25 protein-coding genes and 3 pseudogenes are annotated in these 23,961 nt (G+C 36.1%); 12 read left to right on the top strand and 16 right to left on the bottom strand.

Annotated features, from left to right (window positions below; translation table 11 throughout):
• Positions 1-67: 67 nt before the first annotated feature.
• From CP366_RS08665 to CP366_RS08630, 8 genes and pseudogenes are all read left to right on the top strand, one after another.
• A pseudogene (locus tag CP366_RS08665) lies at positions 68-364 on the top strand (helveticin J family class III bacteriocin); the annotation flags it as partial.
• Positions 365-490: 126 nt separating this feature from the next.
• Positions 491-1,831 (top strand): MATE family efflux transporter, encoded by a 1,341-nt coding sequence (locus tag CP366_RS08660; RefSeq protein ID WP_089147841.1) that lies wholly within the window; start codon positions 491-493, stop codon positions 1,829-1,831.
• A gap of 79 nt (positions 1,832-1,910) precedes the next feature.
• Positions 1,911-3,269 (top strand): MATE family efflux transporter, encoded by a 1,359-nt coding sequence (locus tag CP366_RS08655; protein ID WP_012845486.1) that lies wholly within the window; start codon positions 1,911-1,913, stop codon positions 3,267-3,269.
• Between the two features lie 114 nt (positions 3,270-3,383).
• Positions 3,384-4,289 (top strand): ROK family protein, encoded by a 906-nt coding sequence (locus CP366_RS08650; RefSeq protein ID WP_013682702.1) that lies wholly within the window; start codon positions 3,384-3,386, stop codon positions 4,287-4,289.
• Entirely contained in the window at positions 4,289-4,672 is a 384-nt protein-coding gene (locus tag CP366_RS08645; RefSeq protein ID WP_061205015.1) for a cupin domain-containing protein, read from the top strand. The genes CP366_RS08650 and CP366_RS08645 overlap by 1 nt, the downstream gene beginning before the upstream one ends.
• Positions 4,673-4,751: 79 nt before the next feature.
• Positions 4,752-5,521 (top strand): annotated as a pseudogene (locus CP366_RS08640) (IS982 family transposase).
• A gap of 125 nt (positions 5,522-5,646) precedes the next feature.
• On the top strand, positions 5,647-6,756 hold the full coding sequence (locus tag CP366_RS08635; RefSeq protein ID WP_013087090.1) for a hypothetical protein: 1,110 nt from the start codon (positions 5,647-5,649) through the stop codon (positions 6,754-6,756).
• A gap of 60 nt (positions 6,757-6,816) precedes the next feature.
• Positions 6,817-6,969, top strand: coding sequence for an SPJ_0845 family protein (locus CP366_RS08630; protein WP_003624933.1), 153 nt, complete (start codon positions 6,817-6,819; stop codon positions 6,967-6,969).
• A 56-nt stretch (positions 6,970-7,025) separates the two neighbouring features.
• On the opposite strand, the gene CP366_RS08625 is transcribed toward CP366_RS08630, so the two are convergent.
• Both CP366_RS08625 and CP366_RS08620 read right to left on the bottom strand, forming a co-directional pair.
• Entirely contained in the window at positions 7,026-8,390 is a 1,365-nt protein-coding gene (locus tag CP366_RS08625) for an MFS transporter (RefSeq protein ID WP_005720747.1), read from the bottom strand.
• A gap of 125 nt (positions 8,391-8,515) precedes the next feature.
• Positions 8,516-9,070: a hypothetical protein gene (locus CP366_RS08620; RefSeq protein WP_005720746.1), complete on the bottom strand. Its 555-nt coding sequence runs from the start codon at positions 9,068-9,070 to the stop codon at positions 8,516-8,518.
• 92 nt (positions 9,071-9,162) lie between these two features.
• On the opposite strand from CP366_RS08620, the gene CP366_RS08615 reads away from it, so the two are divergent.
• Positions 9,163-9,807, top strand: coding sequence for a Crp/Fnr family transcriptional regulator (locus tag CP366_RS08615; RefSeq protein WP_005720745.1), 645 nt, complete (start codon positions 9,163-9,165; stop codon positions 9,805-9,807).
• Here CP366_RS08615 and CP366_RS08610 read toward each other — a convergent pair.
• The 6 genes from CP366_RS08610 to CP366_RS08585 form a co-directional block, all read right to left on the bottom strand.
• Positions 9,799-11,739, bottom strand: coding sequence for a copper-translocating P-type ATPase (locus tag CP366_RS08610; protein WP_089147842.1), 1,941 nt, complete (start codon positions 11,737-11,739; stop codon positions 9,799-9,801). The genes CP366_RS08615 and CP366_RS08610 overlap by 9 nt on opposite strands.
• Positions 11,739-12,026, bottom strand: a complete 288-nt coding sequence (locus CP366_RS08605) for a cupredoxin domain-containing protein (protein WP_005724722.1) — start codon at positions 12,024-12,026, stop codon at positions 11,739-11,741. The genes CP366_RS08610 and CP366_RS08605 overlap by 1 nt, the downstream gene beginning before the upstream one ends.
• On the bottom strand, positions 12,026-12,403 hold the full coding sequence (locus tag CP366_RS08600; RefSeq protein WP_089145305.1) for a cupredoxin domain-containing protein: 378 nt from the start codon (positions 12,401-12,403) through the stop codon (positions 12,026-12,028). The genes CP366_RS08605 and CP366_RS08600 overlap by 1 nt, the downstream gene beginning before the upstream one ends.
• A 15-nt stretch (positions 12,404-12,418) precedes the next feature.
• The gene (locus CP366_RS08595; protein WP_089142934.1) at positions 12,419-12,859 is read right to left on the bottom strand and encodes a CopY/TcrY family copper transport repressor; all 441 of its coding nucleotides are present in this window, start codon (positions 12,857-12,859) and stop codon (positions 12,419-12,421) included.
• 101 nt (positions 12,860-12,960) lie between these two features.
• Entirely contained in the window at positions 12,961-13,215 is a 255-nt protein-coding gene (locus tag CP366_RS08590; protein WP_057726305.1) for a hypothetical protein, read from the bottom strand.
• A 97-nt stretch (positions 13,216-13,312) separates the two neighbouring features.
• Entirely contained in the window at positions 13,313-14,623 is a 1,311-nt protein-coding gene (locus CP366_RS08585; protein WP_089147843.1) for an NCS2 family permease, read from the bottom strand.
• Positions 14,624-14,775: 152 nt separating this feature from the next.
• Between CP366_RS08585 and CP366_RS08580 the strand changes: the two genes are divergently transcribed.
• A complete protein-coding gene (locus CP366_RS08580; protein WP_089146642.1) occupies positions 14,776-15,549 on the top strand; it encodes a Cof-type HAD-IIB family hydrolase in 774 nt (257 codons plus the stop codon).
• 37 nt (positions 15,550-15,586) lie between these two features.
• On the opposite strand, the gene CP366_RS08575 is transcribed toward CP366_RS08580, so the two are convergent.
• Together CP366_RS08575 and CP366_RS08570 are read right to left on the bottom strand one after the other, a co-directional pair.
• Positions 15,587-16,801, bottom strand: a complete 1,215-nt coding sequence (locus CP366_RS08575) for an ATP-binding protein (protein ID WP_180706825.1) — start codon at positions 16,799-16,801, stop codon at positions 15,587-15,589.
• Positions 16,802-16,928: 127 nt separating this feature from the next.
• Positions 16,929-17,306, bottom strand: coding sequence for an AraC family transcriptional regulator (locus CP366_RS08570; RefSeq protein WP_089146641.1), 378 nt, complete (start codon positions 17,304-17,306; stop codon positions 16,929-16,931).
• 40 nt (positions 17,307-17,346) lie between these two features.
• Here CP366_RS08570 and CP366_RS10810 point away from each other — a divergent pair, with 40 nt between their 5' ends.
• A complete protein-coding gene (locus CP366_RS10810) occupies positions 17,347-17,547 on the top strand; it encodes a hypothetical protein (protein WP_180707126.1) in 201 nt (66 codons plus the stop codon).
• A 114-nt stretch (positions 17,548-17,661) separates the two neighbouring features.
• Here the strand turns inward: CP366_RS10810 and CP366_RS10950 are convergent.
• From CP366_RS10950 to CP366_RS08540, 4 genes and pseudogenes are all read right to left on the bottom strand, one after another.
• Positions 17,662-18,328: pseudogene (locus CP366_RS10950) on the bottom strand (SDR family NAD(P)-dependent oxidoreductase).
• Positions 18,329-18,607: 279 nt separating this feature from the next.
• Complete coding sequence (locus tag CP366_RS08550) at positions 18,608-18,940, bottom strand: hypothetical protein (RefSeq protein WP_013087080.1); 333 nt, start codon at positions 18,938-18,940, stop codon at positions 18,608-18,610.
• Entirely contained in the window at positions 18,930-19,196 is a 267-nt protein-coding gene (locus CP366_RS08545; protein ID WP_005720719.1) for a type II toxin-antitoxin system RelB/DinJ family antitoxin, read from the bottom strand. The genes CP366_RS08550 and CP366_RS08545 overlap by 11 nt, the downstream gene beginning before the upstream one ends.
• A 166-nt stretch (positions 19,197-19,362) precedes the next feature.
• A complete protein-coding gene (locus CP366_RS08540; protein ID WP_089147299.1) occupies positions 19,363-20,673 on the bottom strand; it encodes an NCS2 family permease in 1,311 nt (436 codons plus the stop codon).
• 183 nt (positions 20,674-20,856) lie between these two features.
• Here CP366_RS08540 and CP366_RS08535 point away from each other — a divergent pair, with 183 nt between their 5' ends.
• Positions 20,857-21,582 (top strand): MerR family transcriptional regulator, encoded by a 726-nt coding sequence (locus CP366_RS08535; RefSeq protein ID WP_089147844.1) that lies wholly within the window; start codon positions 20,857-20,859, stop codon positions 21,580-21,582.
• A 51-nt stretch (positions 21,583-21,633) separates the two neighbouring features.
• On the opposite strand, the gene CP366_RS08530 is transcribed toward CP366_RS08535, so the two are convergent.
• The gene (locus CP366_RS08530; RefSeq protein WP_089147845.1) at positions 21,634-22,785 is read right to left on the bottom strand and encodes a hypothetical protein; all 1,152 of its coding nucleotides are present in this window, start codon (positions 22,783-22,785) and stop codon (positions 21,634-21,636) included.
• Entirely contained in the window at positions 22,785-23,402 is a 618-nt protein-coding gene (locus CP366_RS08525) for an ATP-binding cassette domain-containing protein (RefSeq protein ID WP_065990178.1), read from the bottom strand. The genes CP366_RS08530 and CP366_RS08525 overlap by 1 nt, the downstream gene beginning before the upstream one ends.
• Between the last annotated feature and the right edge of the window lie 559 nt (positions 23,403-23,961).

Raw genomic sequence — 23,961 nt, 5'->3', positions numbered from 1 at the left:
ATTTTAGCTTATAATATGGCATATTGTCTAGAACGATTTAACTAGCACCACGCGTGATCTAGATAATTCTGGTAATATTTATATTACTAGTCAAAAATCACCAAGTTTAAGTAATGGTTCATGGTCATACTATCACAAGGAAATTGTAAAGATTCCATTTTATGCTCGTAATGACCAATCTCAATGGGAAAATGTAAATTTAAGTGCATTTGGTGGATTAGATATTTCAGGTGAACATAGTGAAGTTGAAAGTATCCAAATCATTGATGAGAATCACGGTTACTTAACTGTTGCATACCATGCTAATGTTAACGGTAAAAATAAAACTGTTTCAAATAAGGTTTATGAATTAGCTTGGGACTAAATTTCAGATATCAAGATTAATTGAAAAAAGTATAGCTTTTGTCTTTACCTTTTATGTGTATAGAATAAAATATGTACAAATCGAATAAAACGGTTTCAATTTTATTTTGAAAGGTTAGGTATTGCCATGAAGTTTTTAAACCGATCAGACAAAGAATTAATCATTCTAAGCTGGCCAATTTTTATTGAATTTCTCTTCAATGTGATGGTGGGAAACGTCAATGTATGGATGATTTCTCACTTTGATGAAGTGGCTGTAGCTGCTGTTGGTGCCTGCAACCAATTTCTTGGCTTTTCATATAATGTTTATGGGTTTGTAACGGTAGGTACACAAATCATGATTGCGCAATTTCTTGGTGCCAAAAAACACAAAGAGATTCCTAAGGTAATGAATACAGCAATCTTTGGAGCAATTGGAATTGGTCTGCTTTTAGGAGCTATTTTTATTCTTTTGCCATACCCTCTGTTACGCTTCTTGAACATTCCAGATGATGCAATTGCAATTGCGATCCCTTATATGCAGCTGTACGGAGCAGGAACGATTATTTTGGCGTTAAATTCTGTCATGTTAGCTTGCTTGAGAACGCATGGTTTAACCTTGCAAGCTTTGATTGTGCCAACTATCGCTAATATTCTTGCGGTTTGTGGGAATTATTTGGTGCTGTTCTCACCATTCGGCTTACCTAATTTTGGCGTTAGAGGGATTGCAATCTCAGGTATCTTTGGCCAATTTTGTGCGGGGATTGTAGCAATTTATTTAGTTAAGCGATATGTGAAGTTCAATGTGTTAAAAGTTAACTTCAAACGGTTTTCGATACCATTTTTAAAACAAATTCTTAAGTTAGGATTACCTTCATCAGGTGAATCAGTCTCTTATTCCGGGGCTCAAGTGGTAGTCACAATGATTGTTGCTACTTTAGGAACTAATGTATTGATTACCAAATCGTATGTTTCAGCGATTACTCAATTTGTATTTTTAACGGCTTCAGCCTTATGTCAAGGAAATCAAATTATTATTGGTCGTACTGTTGGCGCAAAAGATTTCGAAGGAGCATATCAAAGAGGCTTTCGGTCAATGGTGCAAAATGTGGGAATTTCAACTTCAATTTCAATCGTGACCTTTATTTTCATTACGCCAATTATGCATATTTATACAAATAAACCTGAAATCATTGAATTGGCACGCTGGGTTTTCTTGGTCGAAATTATTCTTGAAGCAGCAAGAGCGGTTAATATGACTTTGGTAGGATCATTAAATGCGAGTGGGGATGTTAGATTTCCGCTTGCATGTAGTTTAACTGTGCTATGGCTAATTAGCTTGCCATTTTCATATTTATTGGCAATTGTCTTTCATATGGGGTTAGTAGGTGTATGGATTGCATATGCGATCGATGAAAGTTTGCGCGCAATGTTGATGATCTACCGGTGGCATCATGGTACTTGGAGAACCAAGTCACTGTTTGTATAGTTGTTTTCCCTGTGATTTAATTAAATTATAAGTTAAGATGATATTTATTTAACGGTTTGGATAAGTAAGGGGGAATTAGGTGGATAATGACGCGATTGTAATGACTGAAGGCTCATATCGAAGTCAGATAATTAAATTTGCAATTCCACTATTTTTGGGAAATTTATTCCAACAAATGTATAGTGCTGCCGATTCGTTGGTAGTTGGTAATGTAATTGGGTCGAATGCTTTAGCTGCAGTTTCATCGTCTGGAAGTTTGATCATGTTGCTAATCGGGTTATTCCAAGGACTAGCGATGGGTGCAGGAGTAGTAATAGCACAATGTATTGGTGCTAAAATTGATCAACACACACGCGAAGCAGTGGCTACAGTGGTTGCTGTGGGCTTTATTTGTGGCTTTTTGTTGATAATCATTGGTGTAGTGTTGACTCCACAAATTCTGATATTAATGGGAACGCCAAAAAGCATTATGCCTGAATCAGTAGAATTCTTACGAGTATACTTTTTGGGATCAATGGGCTTTGTTATGTACAACACTTTTATTAGTATCCTTCAAGCCAATGGTGATAGTAAGGGTCCTTTGTATTACCTAATTGCCTCATCAGTAGTAAATATTGCTTTTGACATTATTTTTATCTATTGGCTTCATTTAAGCGTTGGCTTTTCAGCTTTGGCTACAGTAATAGCACAAACATTTTCTGCTTGTCTTGCTTATAATAAATTGCGTAAGCTAAAAGGTCCAAGTCGGGTAGATCTGCGCCATCTTAAAATATATCGGCCGATGTTGAAGCTGACGATTGATTATGGTTTACCATCAGGATTACAGAATTCGTTAATTTCCGTGTCTAATGTGGTTATTCAATCATATATCAACATGTTTGGTGCACATGCAGTTGCAGGAATCGGGGCCTATACTCGCGTTGAGGGTTTTGCTTTTCTACCAGTAACTAGTTTCACTTTAGCTTTGACGACGTTTGTGGCGCAAAACCTTGGTGCCGGAAAAATTAAGCGAATTAAAGAGGGTGTTCGGTTTGGAGTGATTTTGGCAGTGCTGATTGCGGAAATAATCGGCTTAAGCGTATTTACCTTTGCGCCGCAACTGATCGCGCTATTTGATCCGACGCCTTCGGTCGTCGCCTTTGGTGTTGGGCGTGCAAGAGTTTGTGGTTTCTTCTTTTTCTTGGTTGCGATTACGCATTTAATTGCTTCAGTAATGCGTGGTGCAGGGAAAGCGACGATCCCAATGTTAGCAATGATGCTTTGCTGGGTTGTAGTAAGGTTAGCAGTTTTATTAGGTACCAAGCCATTTTTCCAGGATATTCGGATGGCCAACTGGATTTATCCGGCTACTTGGTTCTTAAGTACCATAGTTTTATTGAATGCTTATCGTCATCTTGATTTTGCTTTAATCAGCCAACAAACTAGAAAAGAAGCGTAAAATTTTAAACTAAATAATGTCAAACAAGCCAAATTATGATCAATATTTGGCTTGTTTGCTTTTTGAGCTTTGAGTACAATTGTGGTAATGATAATGAAAGCGAATACATATGAGATGAAAAATTATCTAAGTATTGATATTGGTGGGACTAACTTAAAATATGCTTTGTTAGACAATGCCGGCAATATTATTGAAAAGGGCAAAACAAAATCACCACATGAAAAAGAAAAGTTCTTGACGACAGTTGATCAAGTAGTTAAAAATTACGCTGAAAAAGATATCAAGGGTCTAGCTTTTTGTGCACCAGGTAAAATTGAATACACGAAGATTCATTTCGGTGGCGCATTGCCATTTCTTGATGGGATTGATTTTTCAGAAATATATAAGGATCTCAACATTCCAGTCGCAGTAATAAATGATGGCAAGGCTAGTGTTTTGGCTGAAAATTGGCTAGGAAATTTGAAGGACTTGCAAAATTGTGCTGCTATTACTCTTGGTTCAGGAGTAGGTGGCGGAATAATTGTGAATGGTCGCTTATTAAATGGTGCTCACTTCCAAGCCGGTGAATTGAGCTTCATGGTTTTAAAGATGGCCAAAGAAATGGGTTTTGATGATATTGCTGGAACTATGGGCTCGGCAGTTCGCATGGTTAGCCAGGTCATTAAAGCGATCGGCAATGAGGATGAAACTGATGGCTTAGCTGCTTTTGAAGCTATCAATTCGGGCAATGAGCAAGCTTTGAAAATACTACGTTCCTATTGCTGGGATGTGGTTGGCATCATTGTTAATATCCAATCAGTAGTAGATTTGACAACAATTGCGATTGGTGGTGGAATCTCAGCGCAACCGATTCTAGTTGAAGAAATCAATCGTGCATATGATCAATTTTTGGATCAAATGCCAATGTACAAGATGACTTTGACTCGTCCTAAGATTGTTGAAGCTAAATTTAAGAATGATGCAAATTTATTTGGAGCTTTATACAACTTGTTGCTACACGTTAATGGTGAAAAACTATAATGTCTGAAAAGAATCTTCACGAAGTAGTAATTCCTACCGATCCGTTAAACGTATGGTATTTCGTTTTTCATGACAATAAAATTCCGTTTTATATTGCTCCGCATTGGCATCGTGGGATTGAACTTAGCTATACGATAAGAGGAAACATCGATAATTTTCAAATTAGCGGTAAAAAATATAACACTAAGCCTGGAAAAATCTTTATTGTTAATTCTCAGGAAATACATTCGATTAGAAATCGTTCTGGAGAACAAGATTTAGCTCTATCAATAATTTTTCCGTATAGTGTAGTCTGCAGGCTGTATCCGCAAATCAGTGAGGAGATTATTGCTATCAATGATCCAACTAGTTTTACTGATCTGCAAACGCGTGGTGCTAGTTAAATCGTTTTAGTTATCAAAAAAGTCCAATCGGATTAGACTCAAGCTGTAACTTAAATTAATAGAAAAGAGTCTGATCTAATTGAACTACCTCAAGCTTAATCGTTTCTCTCACCATTTACAAGTTAGTTTTAGTCGCTTAAATGTAATCTGCCGCTCTCTGTATAAACTCTATGCTCCCGATAAGCTTAAACATCGCAAAAATGTTGATCGTACCAAGCTTTCTGACAGCTCTATCTTAGCGATGCTCATTTGGCAAACTGAAATTGGGATTGAGTCTCAACGAAGATTTTGTAAATTCTTTGTTGGCTTGTCTCATTCTCGCTTTAATCGGCGAGCTCGGATGCTCCTGCCTTTAATTCGCTGTATCCGTCAAGCTTGGAATAAAGAAGTAAGGGTTGCTGGAGAATTTTTGATTATTGACAGTTTTCCTGTTCCAGTTTGTCAGCCTGTTCGCAATTATCGCGTTAAAATTTTCCGTGGCATAGCCGATATTGGCTATAAAGCCACCAAAAAAGTCTACTATTATGGCTTCAAGGTCCACGCGATAGTGAGTGATGATGGCTATCTGCTTGATTACGCAGTTACTAAGGCGTCGGTACATGATGCCAAAGAGACGAGCGTATGGGATATGTGCTTTGGACGCCATATCGCAAAAATATGAAAGGCTCTAAAAAGCATAACGATCACTAATTAATGGCAATTAGGAGAACGATTGAAAGCGACTTTTTCTTGCTTAGCTATTACAATACTGAAAACAACCGAGCAAGGAATCTAGCAGGCTTTCAACAGCGGCTAGAAATAGCCATTTTGACCTATAATATGGCATATTGTCTAGAACGATTTAACTAGCACCACGCGTATTAGTTAGAAAAACTACCTAAAAGAAGATGGCAATACCGTCTTCTTTTTTCTTGCAGAAAAATAATGATTAGGCGACAATTAAATTCACGGAAGAAAAAAGAGGGGGCGAAAAATTGAATAAACTTGTACAAATCACGCTTAAGGCTGATCAAGAAAAATATAACTTAGATGGGGATGCAAGTATTACGGTAGTTGATGCAAATTCTTACTATATTGGCCGCATCATCACGCAACATCATGGCTGGATTACCTTTGAATCAGTCGATCAAGGCGGTAATTTAGGTGGAATAGTCTTTATTAAAGAAGATCAAGTAGCTAAGATTGAAGACGATACGCCTAATCTACGCTATTATATGATTACTCAAGTTAAGGATTCATTTAACTTAGAGCAATTAAATAAGACAGTGTTAGCCTGGGATTTTACTAATCTGCATGATTTACTGATTAACGTAGCTGACGCGCAACCCTTTACAACTTTTGAGGTGAATACAGGTGCTACTTACACTGGCTTAATTACTCAGCTTGATCAGCAAGAGGTACGTATTTTAGAACGCAATGAATTAACTTTAGAGCATTATGCCACCGTTATACCACTTGACGATATTGTTTGTGTCGACACTAATGCCATTGATAATCGCTTATTTACCCAATATTTGCGGCAATCACAGAAGCAAGAATTCACTAACGACTTGGATCTGGTTGAAATTTATTTTGATTATACCTTTGATGATCAATATGGTAGTTTTGCTATTGGTAAAGTACTCAAGTATGACGATGATAATCTGGTATTCGAGAGCATCAATGAGTTAGGGCAGGTTGAATCAATTGCAGTGATTGCTAGGAGCCATATAACGCATATTACTGAAGATTCCGAGCGCTTGCTCTTCTTTAATTTTTTAGTTCAATGGCAAAAAAATAATGGCAGTTTTGATCCGGACAGGCTGGAGCGTTCAGTTAAATTACGGGATGAAATTCAGTCACCGGCAGAAATTATTGATAATTGGCCCGAAGATCAAATAGTGAAAATTAGTGATTCAATTTATCATTATCCTGATCGGTTAGGCTTAATTGAAGATCGCTCTGATAGTGGCTTCGACCTAAAAATTGTAACTGAATATGGTTTAGGAGATACTAGCGATCATGATTATAGTGATTTAATTAGTGTTGATCTGGCTGGTTCAGAAATGATTAAGATGCAACAATTTATTGATAATGAGGGTTAAAATTATTGTCATTTGAATTGAAATTTTAATATAATTGAGAAAACGAAAGGAAGATGTTTTATGGGATTAACTTTTGACAACCCTAATAACTTACAGAAGATGCTTGATCGCTTTGCGACTGTACCAGATCCAAAGAAGACGCCTAAGCATAAGGATCCAGAAGAATTATTAAATAAGGATTCTAAGGACAAGAAGAAAAAAGATAAGAAATAAGAAAAGACAGATTGCATCATATGTAATCTGTCTTTTTGTGTAGAATATTGATTATTTTATTTTTTCATAAATTGGGGTGAGGTCTCCGGTGCCCAGATGAGGCAAACGATAAAGGCAAAGAGTAAAACAATCGCACAAACTAGCATTGCCAGGCTAGCACCACCCACATTAGTTAAGACGGGCAATAAGAAAGTCCCTGCGGCAGCCCCGATTCGGCTGATTGTAATACAAGTACCTACACCAGTTGCTCGTACCTTCAGATCAAATAATTCAGTCGGATAAGGATAATCTAGGATCAAACCAGCTGATAAAATAATCGCAAATAACGTAAAAATACCTAATTTAAGTATTGAATTTAAGTTAGGTACTATTGCTAAAATGCCGATTAGCAGACCTGAGATTAGAAAATTACTGATAAGATAGAAGCGGCGGCTAACCTTGTTAAAGATCCAGGTACCGATTAGCACACCAATGAACATCCCACCATTGTAGATAATTCCTGAGATATTTCCACTAGTGATATTCATGCTTTGTAATAAAATTGGCAAGAAGATACTAATACCGAAAAATGAGAAGGCTTGGCAGGCATAGAAAATCCCACCTACTAGAGTACGTCGCAGATATTGCTTGGAAAATAAAATTGCCCAGGAAATATTTCTAGGCGTTTTCTTTTTATTCCGCTTCATAAAGCGGGCAGGTAATCTCCATTTGCGTCCCATGTGCTTACGAATGACCTTGTTGGCCGTCTTAATCTTACCCTTACTTGCTAGCCAGCCTGGTGAAGCAGGGAGTGGGAAAAGACTTCTGAAGATAGCAGTTACTAGTGCAGGTACTGCACTTGTTGCTAAGATTATTTGCCAAGTATAACTATCAAATCCAGTGATAAAACTACCAGCTAGGTAAGACAAAATAAAACCAATAGTCCAGTAGATTAATAAATGACTCTGGCGCTTGCTGTCTTCACCCTTAGGTAGCCATTCGGTTAACAAGGCATTCCCTACAGTATAGTCAACAGCAATCATTAAACCAATTCCAATACGGAGGATAAAGGTTAAGCTAAAATTAGCGGTTATTAGATGTAATAAAGAAAAAGCAGCTAATATATACATATTCCACATTAAGAGTTTACGGCGACCGATTTTATCAGAAAGTCGACCGACCAAAAGACTACCAGCAAGGCCAATTAAAGCACCAGCCCCAATTAATCCAGTCCAGAAGTCACTAATGTTGATATATTTAGCTGCATTAGAAAGAGCGGTACCACTAATTCCCAGGGAATAGCCACAGGCGATTTGACCTAAGATAACGGCCATCATCACTCTTAAGTGAACTGACATTAGTGGTGCACGCTTGTAATTCTTTTTAGTTTTAATAAATTTTTCGCGTTTCTTTTCTTGGATAATTTTTTCGTTATTCTCCATAAGAGTAGGATCTAAGCCTACTTATAAAACATCTCCTTTTCTTAGATACTTTACATAATCTATATCTATGTTATCAAAAAATAAGAAAGGATGCAAAAAGCCATTCACAAGGAATGGCTTTTAACTTAAGCTTTTTCAATTTCACCAGCTGCGATTGGCAAGGTAGTATGGGCATCATAACTCATTACGCAACCACCTACAGTATCAGGTAATTCCAGATCTGCAGGTACACCATGAACGTAAACTACACGCTTGTCTAGTTGTAGTTTATCGCTACCAAAGGCAGCTTTGAATTTCTTTTGTAGCTTTGTTAATGAGACATCAATCTCATATTCATAATGTCCATTACTGTCGGCAACAGGATAACCATCATGAGGAATATTCATGTTTTCTGGGGCATCATCAAGTGGCACCATTGTAGTTCCTGAGACCGGCTCAGTTTCTGGTAAATCAATAAAGCCATCATGGTTAACGTCTTGAGCTGCAGTTGGTACATGAGCTTTTTGACCATTCGGGAAGCCATGGAAATGTTCCCAGTGTTCAATATTTGCTGGAGTATCAAACATCTCAACGTGAATATGTAGTTGATCACCTTTTTCTTCAAAAGTGGCAGTACCGTGTGCCTTGGTACCAATTTTTTCAGCGTTTAAAGGCTCAATATGTGCGATGTATTTAGTCATGATTAATATTTCCTTTCTGCTTGAGTTGTTAAATACATTGTATTAAGATGCAGATAAAAATAAATTGACTTAGATCAAGAAATGAGGCTTTTATGCAACATTCACCCATGGCTTGTATTCGCAAAGCAGCCATATTTAAAAATTTGCCAAATGAAATGTTAGAAAAACTAGTACCAATTTCAACGCATCAAGAATATTTTCCAAAAGGCAGTATTATTCGACAACCAGGTGATGGTAAGAACGGAATGCTTTTTATGGATCAAGGCAGTGCCAAGATTTACAATCTCAACGAAGACGGTAAAGAGACCGTATTAGGTGTGCTGAATCAAGGCGATGCTAATGGACAGCAGAATCTTTTTCAAGAACATGCCCAGGAAAACTTTGTGCAGGCTTTACAAGATACTTATGTTTGTTCTATTGAGCGTCGTGATTTTCAAAAGTTATTGAAAAAGACGCCAGATTTAGCATTGAATTTGCTTAATAATTTTGGCGAGCAGCTGGTTACAATCGAAACTAACTCTATTCGGCGCAATTCAATGGATGCTCAGGAACGCTTAATGGCCTATTTGCAAGACTTAGCTCAAAAACAGGGGAGTAAAAATGTGGAATTAAAGTTAAAAAAGAAAGACTTAGCATCATATTTGGGTATTACTGCTGAAACTTTAAGTCGCAAATTGAAAAATTTACAAAAAGAAAACCGGATTAAAATATCCGGTCGGAGAATTATTTTACTTTGAAACTTGAGCTGTTTCACCAGCAATTTTTGTTTTATTCAATAAAAGTGAACTAGTTACAACAGAAACAGAAGAGAAGGCCATAGCTAAGCCTGCAAGTTCAGGACTAAGCTGCAGACCAAAGGCCATGAATAAACCTGCTGCAATTGGAATACCAATAGTGTTGTAAATAAGAGCCCAGAAGAGGTTTAATTTGATTCTGTTGAAAGTTTTCTTAGAGATCTCAAGTGCTCTAACTACGCCCATTAAGTCATTTTGAACGAGAACAATTCCACCAGATTCAATAGCAATATCGGTACCTGATCCCATGGCGATGCCGACATCAGCTGTAGACAGTGCAGGTGCGTCGTTAATACCATCACCGACAAAGGCCACTTTATTGCCTTCATTTTGTAGTTTCTTGATCTCAGTAGCTTTTTCGGTTGGCAAAACGCCTGCTATAACTTGATCAATACCAACTTCGCGCCCAATAGCTTCGGCAACATTTTGATTGTCACCGGTAAGCATCACCGTCTTTAAACCACGCTTTTTAAGTTCCGCAATTGCTTGCTTAGAACTTGCTTTAGGTACATCTTGAATGGCAATTAAGCCAATGATGTCATTACCTAGGCCAACATAGACTACAGTTTTTGCTTCTTTTTGAAGTTGGAGAGCCTGATCTTTCATTTCCTGGGAAATAGAAATATCTTCTAATAAACGATCGCTACCAACAAAAGCTTCTTGATTGCCATAGTTTGCCTTAACTCCGCGGCCTTCAATAGCTGCAAAGTTTTGTATAGACTTAATTTCAGTCTTTGCTTCTTTAGCAGCTTTAACTACAGCGGTTGCTAGTGGGTGCTCAGAATTTTCTTCCAAACTAGCTGCAATAGTTAAGACCTTGTTTTTATCACCTACAACATTAGTAACTTGTGGCTTACCAACGGTAATTGTACCAGTCTTATCAAACACAACGGTATCAATGTCGCTAACTTCTTCAAGAACTTCACCGTTCTTGATTAAAACGCCCATCTTAGCGCTACGGGCAGTACCAACCATTAAAGCAGTTGGTGTCGCTAAACCTAGTGCACATGGACAAGCAATTACGACTACTGAAACGGCGAAGAGCATAGCATTAACCAATGTTGCGCCTAAGAAAACATACCAAATTACGAAGGTAATAATTGCAATAATTAAAACGACTGGGACAAAGATATTAGATATTTTATCAGTTAGGTTTTGAATCGGCGCATGACTGGTTTGGGCTTTTTTAACTAAATCAACAATCTGAGATAGCATGGTCTCGCTACCAACCTTAGTTGCTTTAAAGGTAAAAGTACCATTGGTGTTGATCGTTGAACCAACAACATCGTCACCCTTTTTCTTAGTAACTGGCATACTTTCACCAGTAACCATTGATTCATCAAGAGTTGATGATCCATTAACAATTACACCATCGACAGGAACCTTTTCACCTGGCTTAACGCGGATGATATCGCCAACCTTGACTTGGTCAAGAGGTACCTTAACAAACTCGCCATTGCGCTCAACTTCAGCGTCTTTAGCTTGAAGGTCAATCAATTTAGCTAAGGCATTTGAAGCGTTATTGTGCATCTTTTCTTCCAGGGCATCCCCGAGTAAAACGAAGACGGTTACGTAAGCAGCAGTTTCAAAATAAACTTCACGGCCAGTAAACATGGCGAAGATACTGTAGAAGTATGCTATTGAAGTACCAACGGCTATCAGCGTGTTCATGTTAGCGTTATGGTGCTTAAAAGCGGACCAAGCACTGCTCCAATAAGGCGCAGCAGAAATTGCCATTATGATTGTAGTCGTGATAAAGGCGATCCAATTATAGCCCGGCATCATCCAGTGAAATGGCGTGGCAAACATCTGGATTAGCATTGGAATTGCTAAAATAAATGAAATCCAGAAGCGCTTAATATTTGAGAGCTTCATTATTTAACAACAACCTTTCCGCGGAACATATCCATTCCACAAGCGTAGGTGTAAGTACCTGGCTTGTCAGTTGGAATGTCAATCGTAACTTCTTTTTTACCATCTAATTTTTGGTCAAAATTTAAATCTTTAGAGACTACTTCATTCATGCAGCCCATATTATCTGATGGAATAAACTTTAATTGAGCTGGTTTACCTTGCTTGAAAGTAACTGTGTTTGGTTTATAACCATGATTTTCTGCATTAACAACAACTTTTTTAGTTTGATTCTTTGAAAAAATACTCATTATTTAACAACAACCTTTCCATGAAACATACCCATTCCGCAGGCAAAATTATAAGTGCCTTTTTTATCAGTAGGAATATCAATTGTAGTAACTTTTTGCTTGGTTAAATCTTTATCAACGCCCAGTTGTTCAAAGACGACATGGGATAAACAGGCAGTTGAGTCCTGCATGTCGAAGTTCACTTTGGCGGGAACGCCTTGCTTTAAGACAATCGTTGAAGGGGAGTAACCGCCTTTAACAACGATATCTGCTTCTTGTGATCCTTGGCCTACATTAGCGGTCCCGACAGTTTCTGTATGTTTACCAAAGAACCACCAGAGGATAAAGCCAATTAGTAGAATGGCTACAATTAGTGTAATAATTTGTGAAATTTCCATTTTATTTACCTCTCTTTAGCACAGATGCTCTTTTCCTGGTAAACAGTTGCATGGCACTGTTTCAGGGGCAGTCTTTTCTTTTTGATCAATGATCTGCTTCATTTTAGCTAAGTCATTTTTAGAAATAGGAGAATCTGCAAGTAGTTGCAGGATAACTTCTCCTTTATGCATGTTGCACATCCGATCTAACAATTCCTGTGCTGCTTCAGTCATTACTTGTGTTTGGTTAACTTTGGCCGAGTAAACGAAATGTCGGCCTTCCTTAGTAGTGCTTAGCAAGTTTTTATTAACTAAGCGACGCAATAGGGTCTTAATTGTTGATTCAGACCAATCTTTCTTAGCTTGAAGTTCTTGAATTATTTTAGTAGAGCTCACGGGTTCTATCGTCCAGATAATTCGCATGATTTCCCATTCACTGTCAGAAATTGTGCTCTCTTTTTCTTGCAGTTTAACCATTTTTTCCTCCTATCGTTTACATATGTAACTATACCACTTAAATTTACGGTTGTAAACGATAAAGCAATAAATTATGTATAAGTTTGCAAGTTTTTGTGAAATCAGTAAATAAACAAGCTAATTATCAATAACACAATTAAAATCCAAACTGCATCAATAAGATAAACTAAGATCTTAATCCAGATCTTTTTATACAATTGACCAGTCTGAAATAGAAAATATAAAGTTATTCCCGCTAAGATAACCCCGATAGTGGTGGTAGACGTACTGTGTCCATTGACATAGAAAAATATACCAGTAATGGCAGATAATATTAAAGTTCCGATGATCCAAAGTGCTTTTTTGTTTAACTTCATGATTATACCTCTCGTATGTGTGTTTCATGTGAAACTAGCTATATTATTATAAAGAAAAAACTCATTCTTAATTAAAAGAATGAGTCGTAATAGCATGTTATAAATTAGTAACCAAGAAGAAGATGACGAATACCACAAACAAGATATACATCATTGGACTAACTTCTTTGTAACGCTTGGAAGCAATCATTGTGATTGGATATGCAATCAAGCCTAATGCCAAACCATCTGAAATACTGTAGGTTAATGGCATCCCTACAACAGTAAGGAAGGCAGGAAAAGCAATTTCAAACTTCTCCCAGTTAATCTTTTTCAAATTACTTGCCATCAAAACTCCAACGATAATTAATGCTGGAGCTGTTACAGTAGTTGGAATTACTTGAAGTAACGGGCTGAAAATCATACTGATAATGAAGAAGATCCCTACAAAAATTGCGGTAAGACCAGTACGACCACCCATAGCAATTCCGGCACTTGATTCTACAGAAGTTCCAAGTGGGGCAGTACCAAAGACAGCACCTTCAACCATGGCAGTTGAGTCGGCTAAAAAGGCGCGACCGATCCGTGGAATCTTGCCATCCTTATCAACCATGCCAGCTTGTTCAGTCATCCCAATTAAAGTACCGGCAGTATCAAAGAAAGTAACCAGCAGGAAGGTTAGTACAACCATCCATAGTTGGGCTGTATTAATATCTTTAATATGGAAGACAGCTTGACCAAAAGTTGGCGCAATACTTGGTGCACCAGAGATAATACTGTGTGGCAATGGAATTTGACCAATGATCATACCGAAGATGGCAGTAACAATCATTCCAATAAAGATAGAACCAGGCACATTTAATGCCATTAATACAACAGTCAAAATTAAGCCAAATAATGTGATCCAAACTGCTGGAGTGCTAAATTTTCCTAAAGTAACTAAGGTTGAGTCACTGTTAACAATTAATTGACCATTTTTTAAACCGATAAAAGCGATGAATAACCCAATTCCTGCTGAAATAGCATACTTCATATCTTGTGGAATGGCATTAACCACTAATTCGCGTAATTTAAAGACAGTAATTAAAATGAATAAAGCTGAAGCAACAAGGACTGCAGCCAAAGCTGTTTCCCAAGAAATATGCATCCCAACACATACGTTATAAGCGAAAAAGGCACCGCTACCTAAGGTTGGAGCTAAGGCAATCGGATAATTAGCAATAAAACCCATTAAAAAACACCCAACTGCTGTGGCAAGAGCTGTTACAGTAAAAGCGGCACCTTTAGGGATACCAGCTGCGTGCAAAATGTTTGGGTTAACGAATAAGATGTAGGAGAGACTGACAAAAGTGGTTAAAGCAGCGATTAACTCACGTTTAACAGTGGTATGAGCATCTTGTAAATGAAAGACTTTTTCCAATGTCTGCATTTAAAAATTCCTCCGTAACTATTAACTTTTAAAGAAACTAATTGAATCTAGTTTAGCACAGATGTTGAGGAAGAGAGCTCAATTTTAATATTTCCTGGGAAATATCGGTTAAAGTATAATATTAGTAGAAAATTCTTTAGAAGGTAAAAATAATGAGCAAACCTAAGATAATATTTTTTGATATAGATGGTACTTTAATTGAAAAGAAAAAATCAATTACACCTAAAATGCTAGAGACACTGCATGCTTTACAAGACAACGGCATTATGATTTGTATTGCATCAGGCAGACCACCAGTGCAACTGCCTAAGTTGGGTGTAGATTTTGATGCATATTTAACTTTTAATGGTTCTTACTGCTATAACGATCAAGACATTGTTTTTGATAATCCGTTAAGGCAAGGAGATGTCTTGCAGGTGATTCAAAATGCTCAGAAAATAAATCGGCCGTTAGCTGTAGCTACCAAAACACGGATTGCAGCTAATGGTGTTGATGAGGATTTAAAGGAATACTTTGCTATTGGTGGAACGGATTTGAAAGTGGCGCCAGATTTTGATGTGGTTGTCGATCAGGATACGGTTTATCAAATAATGGTAGGCTGTCGTGAAAAAGATTATGACAGACTTGTAGCTAATACGCAAAATGCTAAGGTAACAGCTTGGTGGGATAGAGCAGCAGATATTATTCCAGCTACTGGTAGTAAGGGTGTAGCAATTGAAAAAGTGTTAGATTATTATCAAATCTCTGTGAGCGAAGCAATAGCCTTTGGTGATGGCGGCAACGATATTGAAATGTTAAAGACTGTTGGTCACGGCGTTGCAATGGGGAACGCAACAGACGATGTGAAGGAAATTGCTGATGACATCTGTGGCAGCGTGCAAGATGACGGAATTTTTACTTATTGTAAAAAACATAATTTAATTTAAAAATAGGATCGACATGAGTTAGTCGATCCTATTTTGATCAGTTTTTAGAGCTTAATAACCAATCTTTAATATTGATTATTGGAATACCGGAAATCATTTCTTCATTTTCATATCGGCCAGTGATGACTATTTTTTTGTAGTTATTTGGAATTTGAAGTAAATTATCAGTTTCTCTAGTAGAATTTTCTGGAAGCTGGTAGGTTACTTGAATATATTGTTTATCATTTACCTTGGAAACGATGAAATCAATTTCTTTATTATCTAATTTACCAATTTGAACTGTGTAGCCCCGGCGAAGTAATTCGACATAAACTATATTTTCTAAAACACTACCGCGGTCATTATTTCTTTCTCCTAAAGCTTGGGTACGCAAACCAGTATCTACAATGTAATACTTACCTTGAGTAGAAAGAATCTTTCTCCCTCTAATATCATAACGACTAGATTTATAAAAAAGATATGCTTCTTCAAAATATTTAAGGTAACGCTGCACAGCGTTATAAGAGATATCAAAATTTGCTGATTTTAGTGTATTTACAATCTTGTTCGGATTAATTAATTGACCAATCGAATCTGCTAGATATTTAGCTACTAATGCAACTAATTCTGGTTCTCTTAATCCATTTTTGTAGCCGATATCATTGACAATAATGGTATTGTAAATTCCAGAAAGAATAGTTTGTTTTAATTCTTCTTTTGCTAACACTACCGCGGGGAAACCACCATATTTAATGTATTCATCATATAAGTTATCAATCTGACGCTCTGATGGTTCAGAAATATGTTTAAAATCTAGCATTTCTTTAAAAGAAAGAGGATAAACATGTATTTCTACATATCTTCCTGATAGTAAGGTTGCTAATTCTCCACTTAATAGATTGGAATTACTGCCAGTAATTGTGATATCAAGTAGAGGATTAAGTCGAAGGCTATTTACTACTTTTTGCCAATCTGATACATATTGGATTTCATCAAGTAGAATGTACATTCTTTGGTCACTAATAATTCGTTCTTTTAAGTATGAATAAAGCTTTTTAGGTTCATAAAGATCTATATTATCAAAGTCTTCAAAAGAAATATAAATGATTTGATTTTCATTTATGTTGTGTTTGAGTAAATATTCACGATAAAGCATTAAAATATAAGATTTGCCTGATCTTCGTACTCCCGTCAGTACTTTGATGAATTCTGTATTTTGAAATTGAAGTAATTGATTTAAATACTGTGGGCGGTTAATTAAATTTAACTGCATATTATTTCCTTCATAAAGTAAATTTTTAGCAATTTTCATATTATTTCCTTTATAAAGTAAATTATAGCAAAAATTTTATATTATTTCCTTTATAAAGTAAAAAAACAGAAAGTATATCTGCTTTTTATTATTTATTCATTTTTTCACGATATTCGCTAATGCTCATGCCTTTCCAGATGCTGAAGGCACGTAAGAACGAATTAAATTCCTGATAGCCTAGAAGGTAAGCAATATCGCTAGTTGTCATATCGGTGTTTTGTAAATAATTTAGCACTAAAACTTCTCGGGTGGAGTTCAGTTGTTTTTGAAAAGTAGTGTTTTCGCTACTCAACTTTCTCTGTAAAGTCTGTTTAGAATAACCTAACTTTTTAGCTACATCGTCAATTGTAAATTCACCATTAGGGAGTAATTCGGTCAATATGCTACGTACTCTAGCACTAGTTGAATCATCAACGGATAATTCAGATAAGCGTTTAGTTAATTCAGGCTTGAAATAATCCCACATTGCTTAGTTATAACTAATAAAATTGACCTGCAAGTCTTTTTTGGCAAAAGTAATGGTTTTGCTTTTACCCGATTCGATTTTGCAGCCAAAGAAGTTAATGACCTGCTCATCATTGACGGGGGATGTCATTGTGATCTTCAGCGGGGAAATGGCTTCTTTGGTCGTCTTGCGCAAAAGTCCCACTAAAAATGCAAATTCTGATAAAACTAGAAAAGAGGGTAGGGAATATTGGCTTTTTTAAGTGCTTCTTCAACGTTAAATTTATAATGAGAGAGTAGGTCTTCATAGCGACCATCTAAAATAAAGTGATTCATTCAAATACCATCCTTTTGATCCATATTATAAGATAAGTTGATTACTTTCTACTACCTTGTTCTTGCATCTTATAAACATTATTCATGAGCATCTTCTTAGGTAACATTGGTGCCAATTTCATGAATGGTTTTTGGGCTACAGTTAAACCAGCGGTAATGTTAAGCTTGCCTTCAATCATTCCTTCATACCCAGCTTTTGCAACACCTTCTGGACTAACCGCATGGGCGAATAATTGAGTTGAACTCAAATCACCACGATTGATAAAACCGGTTTGCATAGCGCCAGGCATTAAGCAGCTTACCGTAACGCCTGTGCCTTGTACTTCACGCCATAACGCATTTGACCAGCTTGTAACGTATGCTTTAGTAGCGTAGTAAACGGCTTGAAGTGGGCCAGGCATAACGGCCGCGTTTTACGAAGTCAGGTAAAAATAATTTAGTTAAACGAGTAGGCGTTTCAATGTTAACGGCGATCATGGACATGTCTTGTTCCATACTTCTTTTAATGAATTCGCCTTGACCACCAAAGCCAGCATTGTTGATTAAGTAGTCAATAGTCCAACCGTTCTTTTTGCAAGTATCATAGATCTTTTGCGCAGCATCTGGTTGTGAGAGATCAACATCGATAATATGTGCCGTTACGTTGTACTTTCTACGAACTTCTTTTTGTTGATCGGCTAATTTCTTAGCATTGCGACCAACTAGGATTAGTCACCCCCTTGTGAAGCATGAATGTTAACGAATTGGCTACCAAGCCCACCGTATGAACCAGTAATTAAAGCAGTTTTTCCTTCTTGAGATGTCATAATTGTTCCTCCTAAATAAATCTTTCATAACTTGATTTGTTGAAAATAGTATAGCGGCAATTTAGAAGAATCCGAACATCATAAGGCGTCAAATGATTATCAAAAGATGCCATTTGGACAAATAAAAACACAATCTCATATTTGAGATTGTGTTTAGGAACTAAAACATATAGCTTAATTCTTAGTTTGAATTTTCGTCAATAAAATCTTTTAATTTGCGTAAATCTGCTATTGAGAAATGGCCTCGGTATTTTTCGATATTTAAATCACTAATATTAACTATTAAATAATTTTTAGTATCAATGTATGATGGTTTATCTAAATTATATTTTTTCCAGTCAAAAATGGGAAAGTAATGCTTTCGGATATTTTCACTTTTTTCTTTATATTTTGAAGTGATTTTTAGCAGCCAAGCTTTACTGTTTAGTAATTTAATTATTAATACAGGCCTATTTTTTCCTCCAGGCTTATCAATGTAAGCAACATAAATATCTACAATATCATTAGTCCTCATCTAGCCAATCCTCAATTTCTTTTTTGGTTTTAGCTTCTTTGTGGGGGATTTTTGAGATGCTTTGAATTAATTCTCTTGAGGCTTTTTGTTCAGGAGTTTCTTTTAATTCAAATGGGATACCACCAGTTGCCACAACTTTCTTTAAGAACACATTTATTGCGGTAGTGGTATTGAGCCCTATATCTTGAAAAATTCCTTCTGCTTGAAGTGCTAGTGAGGAGTCAACATTAGCTTGAATTTTTTTATATGATTTCATTTTAGTCACAGCCTTTCTTTGATTATTATATCATCTAATAGAATCTGCTGTCATCATCCATACTATTAACAGACATCTTTTTAGAATAAAAACCAAGTAGACATGCTACTTGGTTAGATGGGGGTATCTATTAATGTAAAAGTAAGATAGGGTTTATAAGATAGAATTATTTTACATTCAGCACAACGAAGTAGATTACGAAAACAATAAACAAAATCCACATCATTGGCGTGATTTCTTTGAAACGCTTGGCTGCGATCATTGATACAGGGTAGACAATCAAACCCCAGCCAAGTCCGTCTGAAATAGAGTATGTAAGAGGCATTCCCAATGCGATTAAGAAACATGGGATGGCAATTTCAAGATCAGTCCAGTGAACGTGTGCCAAGTTTTCGGCCATTAATACCCCAACAATAATTAAAGCTGGTGCCGTAACTTGGGTAGTGAAAACACTCAAAATTGGACTGAAGATAGTTGAAATAAGGAAGAAAATACCAACCCAAACGGCGGTTAAACCGGTACGACCACCAACAGCGATACCAGAACTTGATTCAACGAAGGCACCAACAGGGGAAGTACCAAGCACAGAACCAACTAACATACCTGATGAATCAGCTGCTAGAGCTTCACCAGCACGTGGCATCTTGTTGTCCTTCATCAGACCTGCTTGTTGAACCAAACCAATTAAGGTACCAGTGGTATCAAAGAAAGTAACAAGTAAGAATGTAAAGACAACGATCCACATTTGAACGGTATTAATATCGCCAATATGGAAGACTGCTTGACCAAAAGTTGGAGCAATGCTTGGAACTGAAGAGATAACGCCTTTAGGCATGGGAATTTGACCAGTCACTATGCCAAAAACAGCAGCGGCGATCATTCCGATGAAGATGGCACCTGGAACTCTGGCAATCATTAAGAAAATAGTAATGATTAAACCAAAGATAGTGATCCAAACAGTAGGGTTGTTGAGACTACCAATAGTAACTAAGGTAGAATCACTATTTTGAATCAACTTACCACCTTGCAAACCGATAAAGGCGATGAATAAGCCGATACCTGCGGAAATAGCATATTTAATATCGGCAGGGATGGCATCAATGATCATTTCACGTACCTTAAAGACAGTTAACAAAATGAACAGAATTGATGCAACGAAAACAGCTGCTAAAGCAGTTTGCCACTTAACCTTCATGCCTAAACAAACAGTATAGGTAAAGAAGGCGTTTAAGCCCAAAGTTGGTGCGGAAGCAATTGGGTAGTTAGCGATAAGCCCCATTACGATACAGGTAAAGGCAGCCGACAATGCAGTAACGGTGAATAGAGCACCTTTATCCATACCGCTGGCACCTAGGACGTTTGGGTTAACGAACAGAATGTATGACATACTTACAAAAGTAGTAAGACCAGCCAATAATTCTGTTTTAAAAGAGGTATTGTTCTCTTTTAGATGAAAAAACTTACTGATAGAATTCATTTATTCCTCCATAGTCTGTATAATATGAACATTCAATTAGAATTATACTTAAATAGTTAATAATTTCAATAGAATTAAACGATTTCATTCGATTTTGACAATGAATACGCTTTATTTTGAAAAACTCTTGACCTTTACCTTGCGTAAAACCGTATATTTGAATTAGAAAGCAGGTGAAAAGTAATGTCAGAAAGATATGGAATTGGTGAAGTTGCTAAAAAATTGCAAGTAAGTACGCGTACATTACGTTTTTATGATCAAAAAGAGCTACTTAAACCAACTAAGGCAGAAAATGGCTATCGCTTTTATAACGAGGATCAAGTGCAGCAATTACAGGTGATTATTTATTTAAAAGAATTAGGCTTTTCTCTAGCTAAGATAAAAACATTATTGCAGGCTGACCATGCGCAAGAATCGTTGGCTTTATTGGTGAATGCGCAATTGCAGAGTAATAATGAAGAAATAGAAAAGTTTCAGACACAACAGAAGCAACTTCATGATTTGCAAAAAATACTAACCAAACAAAGTAATTTAGAATTAACTGACCTTACGAAGATGATGACTAATGAGACTATTTTAAAGAAGTTCAGAAGAAGAATGTTGGTTTATGGTTTATTGTTAGAGGCAATTGAGATTATAGGGATTATTTTAGCTTTCTATTTTGGCAGACAAGGAAATAATATTGGTATGATTATTTCGGTGGTAGCAATGTTGTTAGTAGTTTTGCTTGGTGCATTTAAGCTGAGTCAAAGTTATTACAAGGAGGTGGCGTATGTGTGTCCGCATTGTGGTCATACTTTTGTTCCATCGTTTAGAACATTCATATTTTCTGCACATACGCCCAAGATGAGAAAACTGCGTTGCCCCGATTGTCATGAAAAGTCCTATTGTTTGGAAGTAGGGCGGTAATATTTCCTGGGGAATGAAAAAAAGATTGTCGTTTGAGGCAATCTTTTTTGGTTAATGTCTAATTTTATTGATAATTAAGCCTAGGCAATAGGTAATTAGTATGCCAGCAATCAATGTGATTAAGCCAGAGATAAAAGTTACTTGATTATTATGATATTGCACTGTAATTTTCCCAGAAACTATACCAATAACATTAAAGTAGGTGGTAGGTAACCATGCTGCTGCTTTTTGCAACGGCTCAATCACGGTGCTTGAAACACTTACTCCTATTAACAAAATCAGCGTAATAAATAAGGTAGGAAACTTGTCACGTACGACATTAGAAATTAATTGGATAAAGTTGATGATAAATAATCCCACTAAAAGCTGAAGTACTAGGATTGGCATGATAATTTTTAGCGTTGGTACATACTCGTTAAGTGTTTGTCCGGTTAGATTTTTGTAGAGATAGAATGGATAATTCAGATTACCAGTTTTAAAAATTAGTGTTGCAACTATGAATATTAAAATATTGAGTAGGTAAAAAATACCACCTGCAATGATTATGCCAATTAAATTATCAAATACATATCTGTGATTGTTAGTGATTGGTAATAACGAACTAATATCTGCTTTGTTTTTGTATTTTGAAGTATAGAGTTGGGTCAAAATAAACGTGACTACTAAAATGAATAAAAATGGCAGGTATAGTTGATTTAAATCTAATAAAAATTGAATTCCAGTCACGGGTGGAGTGTCTTCATACGGAAGTGGATGTTTAGTTAAATATTCAAAAAATTTTACATTTTTAGTTAGAGCATTTTTTTCATCGTTGCTGACATTATGATTTTTTAATTGAATATTTTTAGCCAAATTTGCGGCTTTTAGCTGATAGTGATAAACTTCTTGCCAATTTTGTTGCTTGAATGCATTGAGTAGATTCTGACTATCTTTGCGCTGTTTTTTAGTATCTGAAATACTTTGTTTGGTTAAGTTATATGCTTCGCCATTCTTTTTGTAATGCTTTAAGGAATGTTCCATTTGTTCAATAGCGTTATTTTGCATAGCTAAATTTCCCTTAGCTTGATTTTCTAAGGACATACTCCTAGAAGTGGTCGCATTAAGACCGAGCACGATAAAAGAAATTATTAGTAATAATGGTACTGTAATTAGAAAAATGTTATTTTTGAAAACCTTCTTTAGCTGAAATTGAATATAAGCCATTATTTCACCTCATTCATTGTTAAATTCTCTAGTTTTAACTTGGTGACGTTATTTAAATTATTAATTTCGTTTGCATAGTGAGAGGTTAGAATAATGCATTTGTCATTTAAACTGATCAAATCGTTTAATCTACAGTAGAGCTTGTTTCTGTTTTCTTCATCTAAGCCATTGGTAATCTCATCCATTAATAAATATTGGGCATCACTGACTAAGTACATAGCGATAATTAATTTCTGTTTCATCCCTAGAGAATATTTTTTAATGGGTACTTTTGCAAATTGATCTATTCCCCAAAAGCTGAGTTCTGTATCTATATCGTGTTGCGAATGCCATGAAACTTTCACAAATTGAAGATAATCTAAGCTGTTTAGATTGGGGTCAAGCCAGCTGTTCTCCTCAAAGAAAAATATTTTCTCCTTAATTTGATTAAATGGCAAATTATCAAAAGTGATAGCCCCTTTATAGTTAACTAGTTGGGTTAATGCTTTAAGAAAGGTGCTTTTGCCAGCACCATTTTCTGCCATAATTTGATAGATATTTCTAGTTTTAAAAGTAGTCGTAAAACTCTTTAAAATTGGTTGTCTGGTTGTGATAGTTAGGTTTTCAACTTTGATCATAAATATCCTTTCAAAAAAGGCACGGCTGTTGTGCCATGCCTATAAATAGTAATTAAATCATACAGGATATTAATCAGCATCGAGTTGTTTCGTATCACATACTATACAAAATCATTTTGGCCAAGTTTTAACTATATCTTGATAGCCATATTTTTTCATTTCGTCTTTAATTTTTTGTGCCTCTTCCTTGTTACCAAGAAATAAATTTTGCAAATATACTGCAGCAATCTTGTAAAGCAAGAAATGTACCGTAGGTTCTAGATTAAGAATATAATCAAATGTTTTTTGAACATTTACATCTATGGTTTTTACAGGATTATTTTTCTTATAATATACCGCTAAATAATTCTCGAAGACGCGAAGATATCTTTCTTGTAGTAATTCAGGTATATAGTAAGAAATAATTAACTAAATTAGATCATATTATTAGTCTTGATGTAATAATATGATCTTTTTATTTTCTTTTCGCCTATTTATTGAATACATATGATATAATATTAGTTAAGGAGGTGAAACTATGAAAGCTAATCAAGTAATGGAAATACTTCAAATTAGCCGC

Origin of the sequence: Lactobacillus sp. UMNPBX15, assembly GCF_002553785.1 — a bacterium.
Lineage (GTDB): Bacteria > Bacillota > Bacilli > Lactobacillales > Lactobacillaceae > Lactobacillus > Lactobacillus crispatus.
The sequence above is the reverse complement of the archived record's forward strand: the minus strand, read 5'-3'. Positions and strand labels throughout refer to the sequence as shown.

Coding starts and splice junctions, on each gene's coding strand:
- CP366_RS08660 (WP_089147841.1), top strand. CDS start 491: ATGAAGTTTTTAAACCGATCAGACAAAGAATTAATCATTCTAAGCTGG.
- CP366_RS08650 (WP_013682702.1), top strand. CDS start 3,384: ATGAAAAATTATCTAAGTATTGATATTGGTGGGACTAACTTAAAATAT.
- CP366_RS08645 (WP_061205015.1), top strand. CDS start 4,289: ATGTCTGAAAAGAATCTTCACGAAGTAGTAATTCCTACCGATCCGTTA.
- CP366_RS08630 (WP_003624933.1), top strand. CDS start 6,817: ATGGGATTAACTTTTGACAACCCTAATAACTTACAGAAGATGCTTGAT.
- CP366_RS08625 (WP_005720747.1), bottom strand. CDS start 8,390: ATGGAGAATAACGAAAAAATTATCCAAGAAAAGAAACGCGAAAAATTT.
- CP366_RS08620 (WP_005720746.1), bottom strand. CDS start 9,070: ATGACTAAATACATCGCACATATTGAGCCTTTAAACGCTGAAAAAATT.
- CP366_RS08615 (WP_005720745.1), top strand. CDS start 9,163: ATGCAACATTCACCCATGGCTTGTATTCGCAAAGCAGCCATATTTAAA.
- CP366_RS08610 (WP_089147842.1), bottom strand. CDS start 11,739: ATGAAGCTCTCAAATATTAAGCGCTTCTGGATTTCATTTATTTTAGCA.
- CP366_RS08605 (WP_005724722.1), bottom strand. CDS start 12,026: ATGAGTATTTTTTCAAAGAATCAAACTAAAAAAGTTGTTGTTAATGCA.
- CP366_RS08600 (WP_089145305.1), bottom strand. CDS start 12,403: ATGGAAATTTCACAAATTATTACACTAATTGTAGCCATTCTACTAATT.
- CP366_RS08595 (WP_089142934.1), bottom strand. CDS start 12,859: ATGGTTAAACTGCAAGAAAAAGAGAGCACAATTTCTGACAGTGAATGG.
- CP366_RS08590 (WP_057726305.1), bottom strand. CDS start 13,215: ATGAAGTTAAACAAAAAAGCACTTTGGATCATCGGAACTTTAATATTA.
- CP366_RS08585 (WP_089147843.1), bottom strand. CDS start 14,623: ATGCAGACATTGGAAAAAGTCTTTCATTTACAAGATGCTCATACCACT.
- CP366_RS08580 (WP_089146642.1), top strand. CDS start 14,776: ATGAGCAAACCTAAGATAATATTTTTTGATATAGATGGTACTTTAATT.
- CP366_RS08575 (WP_180706825.1), bottom strand. CDS start 16,801: ATGCAGTTAAATTTAATTAACCGCCCACAGTATTTAAATCAATTACTT.
- CP366_RS08570 (WP_089146641.1), bottom strand. CDS start 17,306: ATGTGGGATTATTTCAAGCCTGAATTAACTAAACGCTTATCTGAATTA.
- CP366_RS08550 (WP_013087080.1), bottom strand. CDS start 18,940: ATGAGGACTAATGATATTGTAGATATTTATGTTGCTTACATTGATAAG.
- CP366_RS08545 (WP_005720719.1), bottom strand. CDS start 19,196: ATGAAATCATATAAAAAAATTCAAGCTAATGTTGACTCCTCACTAGCA.
- CP366_RS08540 (WP_089147299.1), bottom strand. CDS start 20,673: ATGAATTCTATCAGTAAGTTTTTTCATCTAAAAGAGAACAATACCTCT.
- CP366_RS08535 (WP_089147844.1), top strand. CDS start 20,857: ATGTCAGAAAGATATGGAATTGGTGAAGTTGCTAAAAAATTGCAAGTA.
- CP366_RS08530 (WP_089147845.1), bottom strand. CDS start 22,785: ATGGCTTATATTCAATTTCAGCTAAAGAAGGTTTTCAAAAATAACATT.
- CP366_RS08525 (WP_065990178.1), bottom strand. CDS start 23,402: ATGATCAAAGTTGAAAACCTAACTATCACAACCAGACAACCAATTTTA.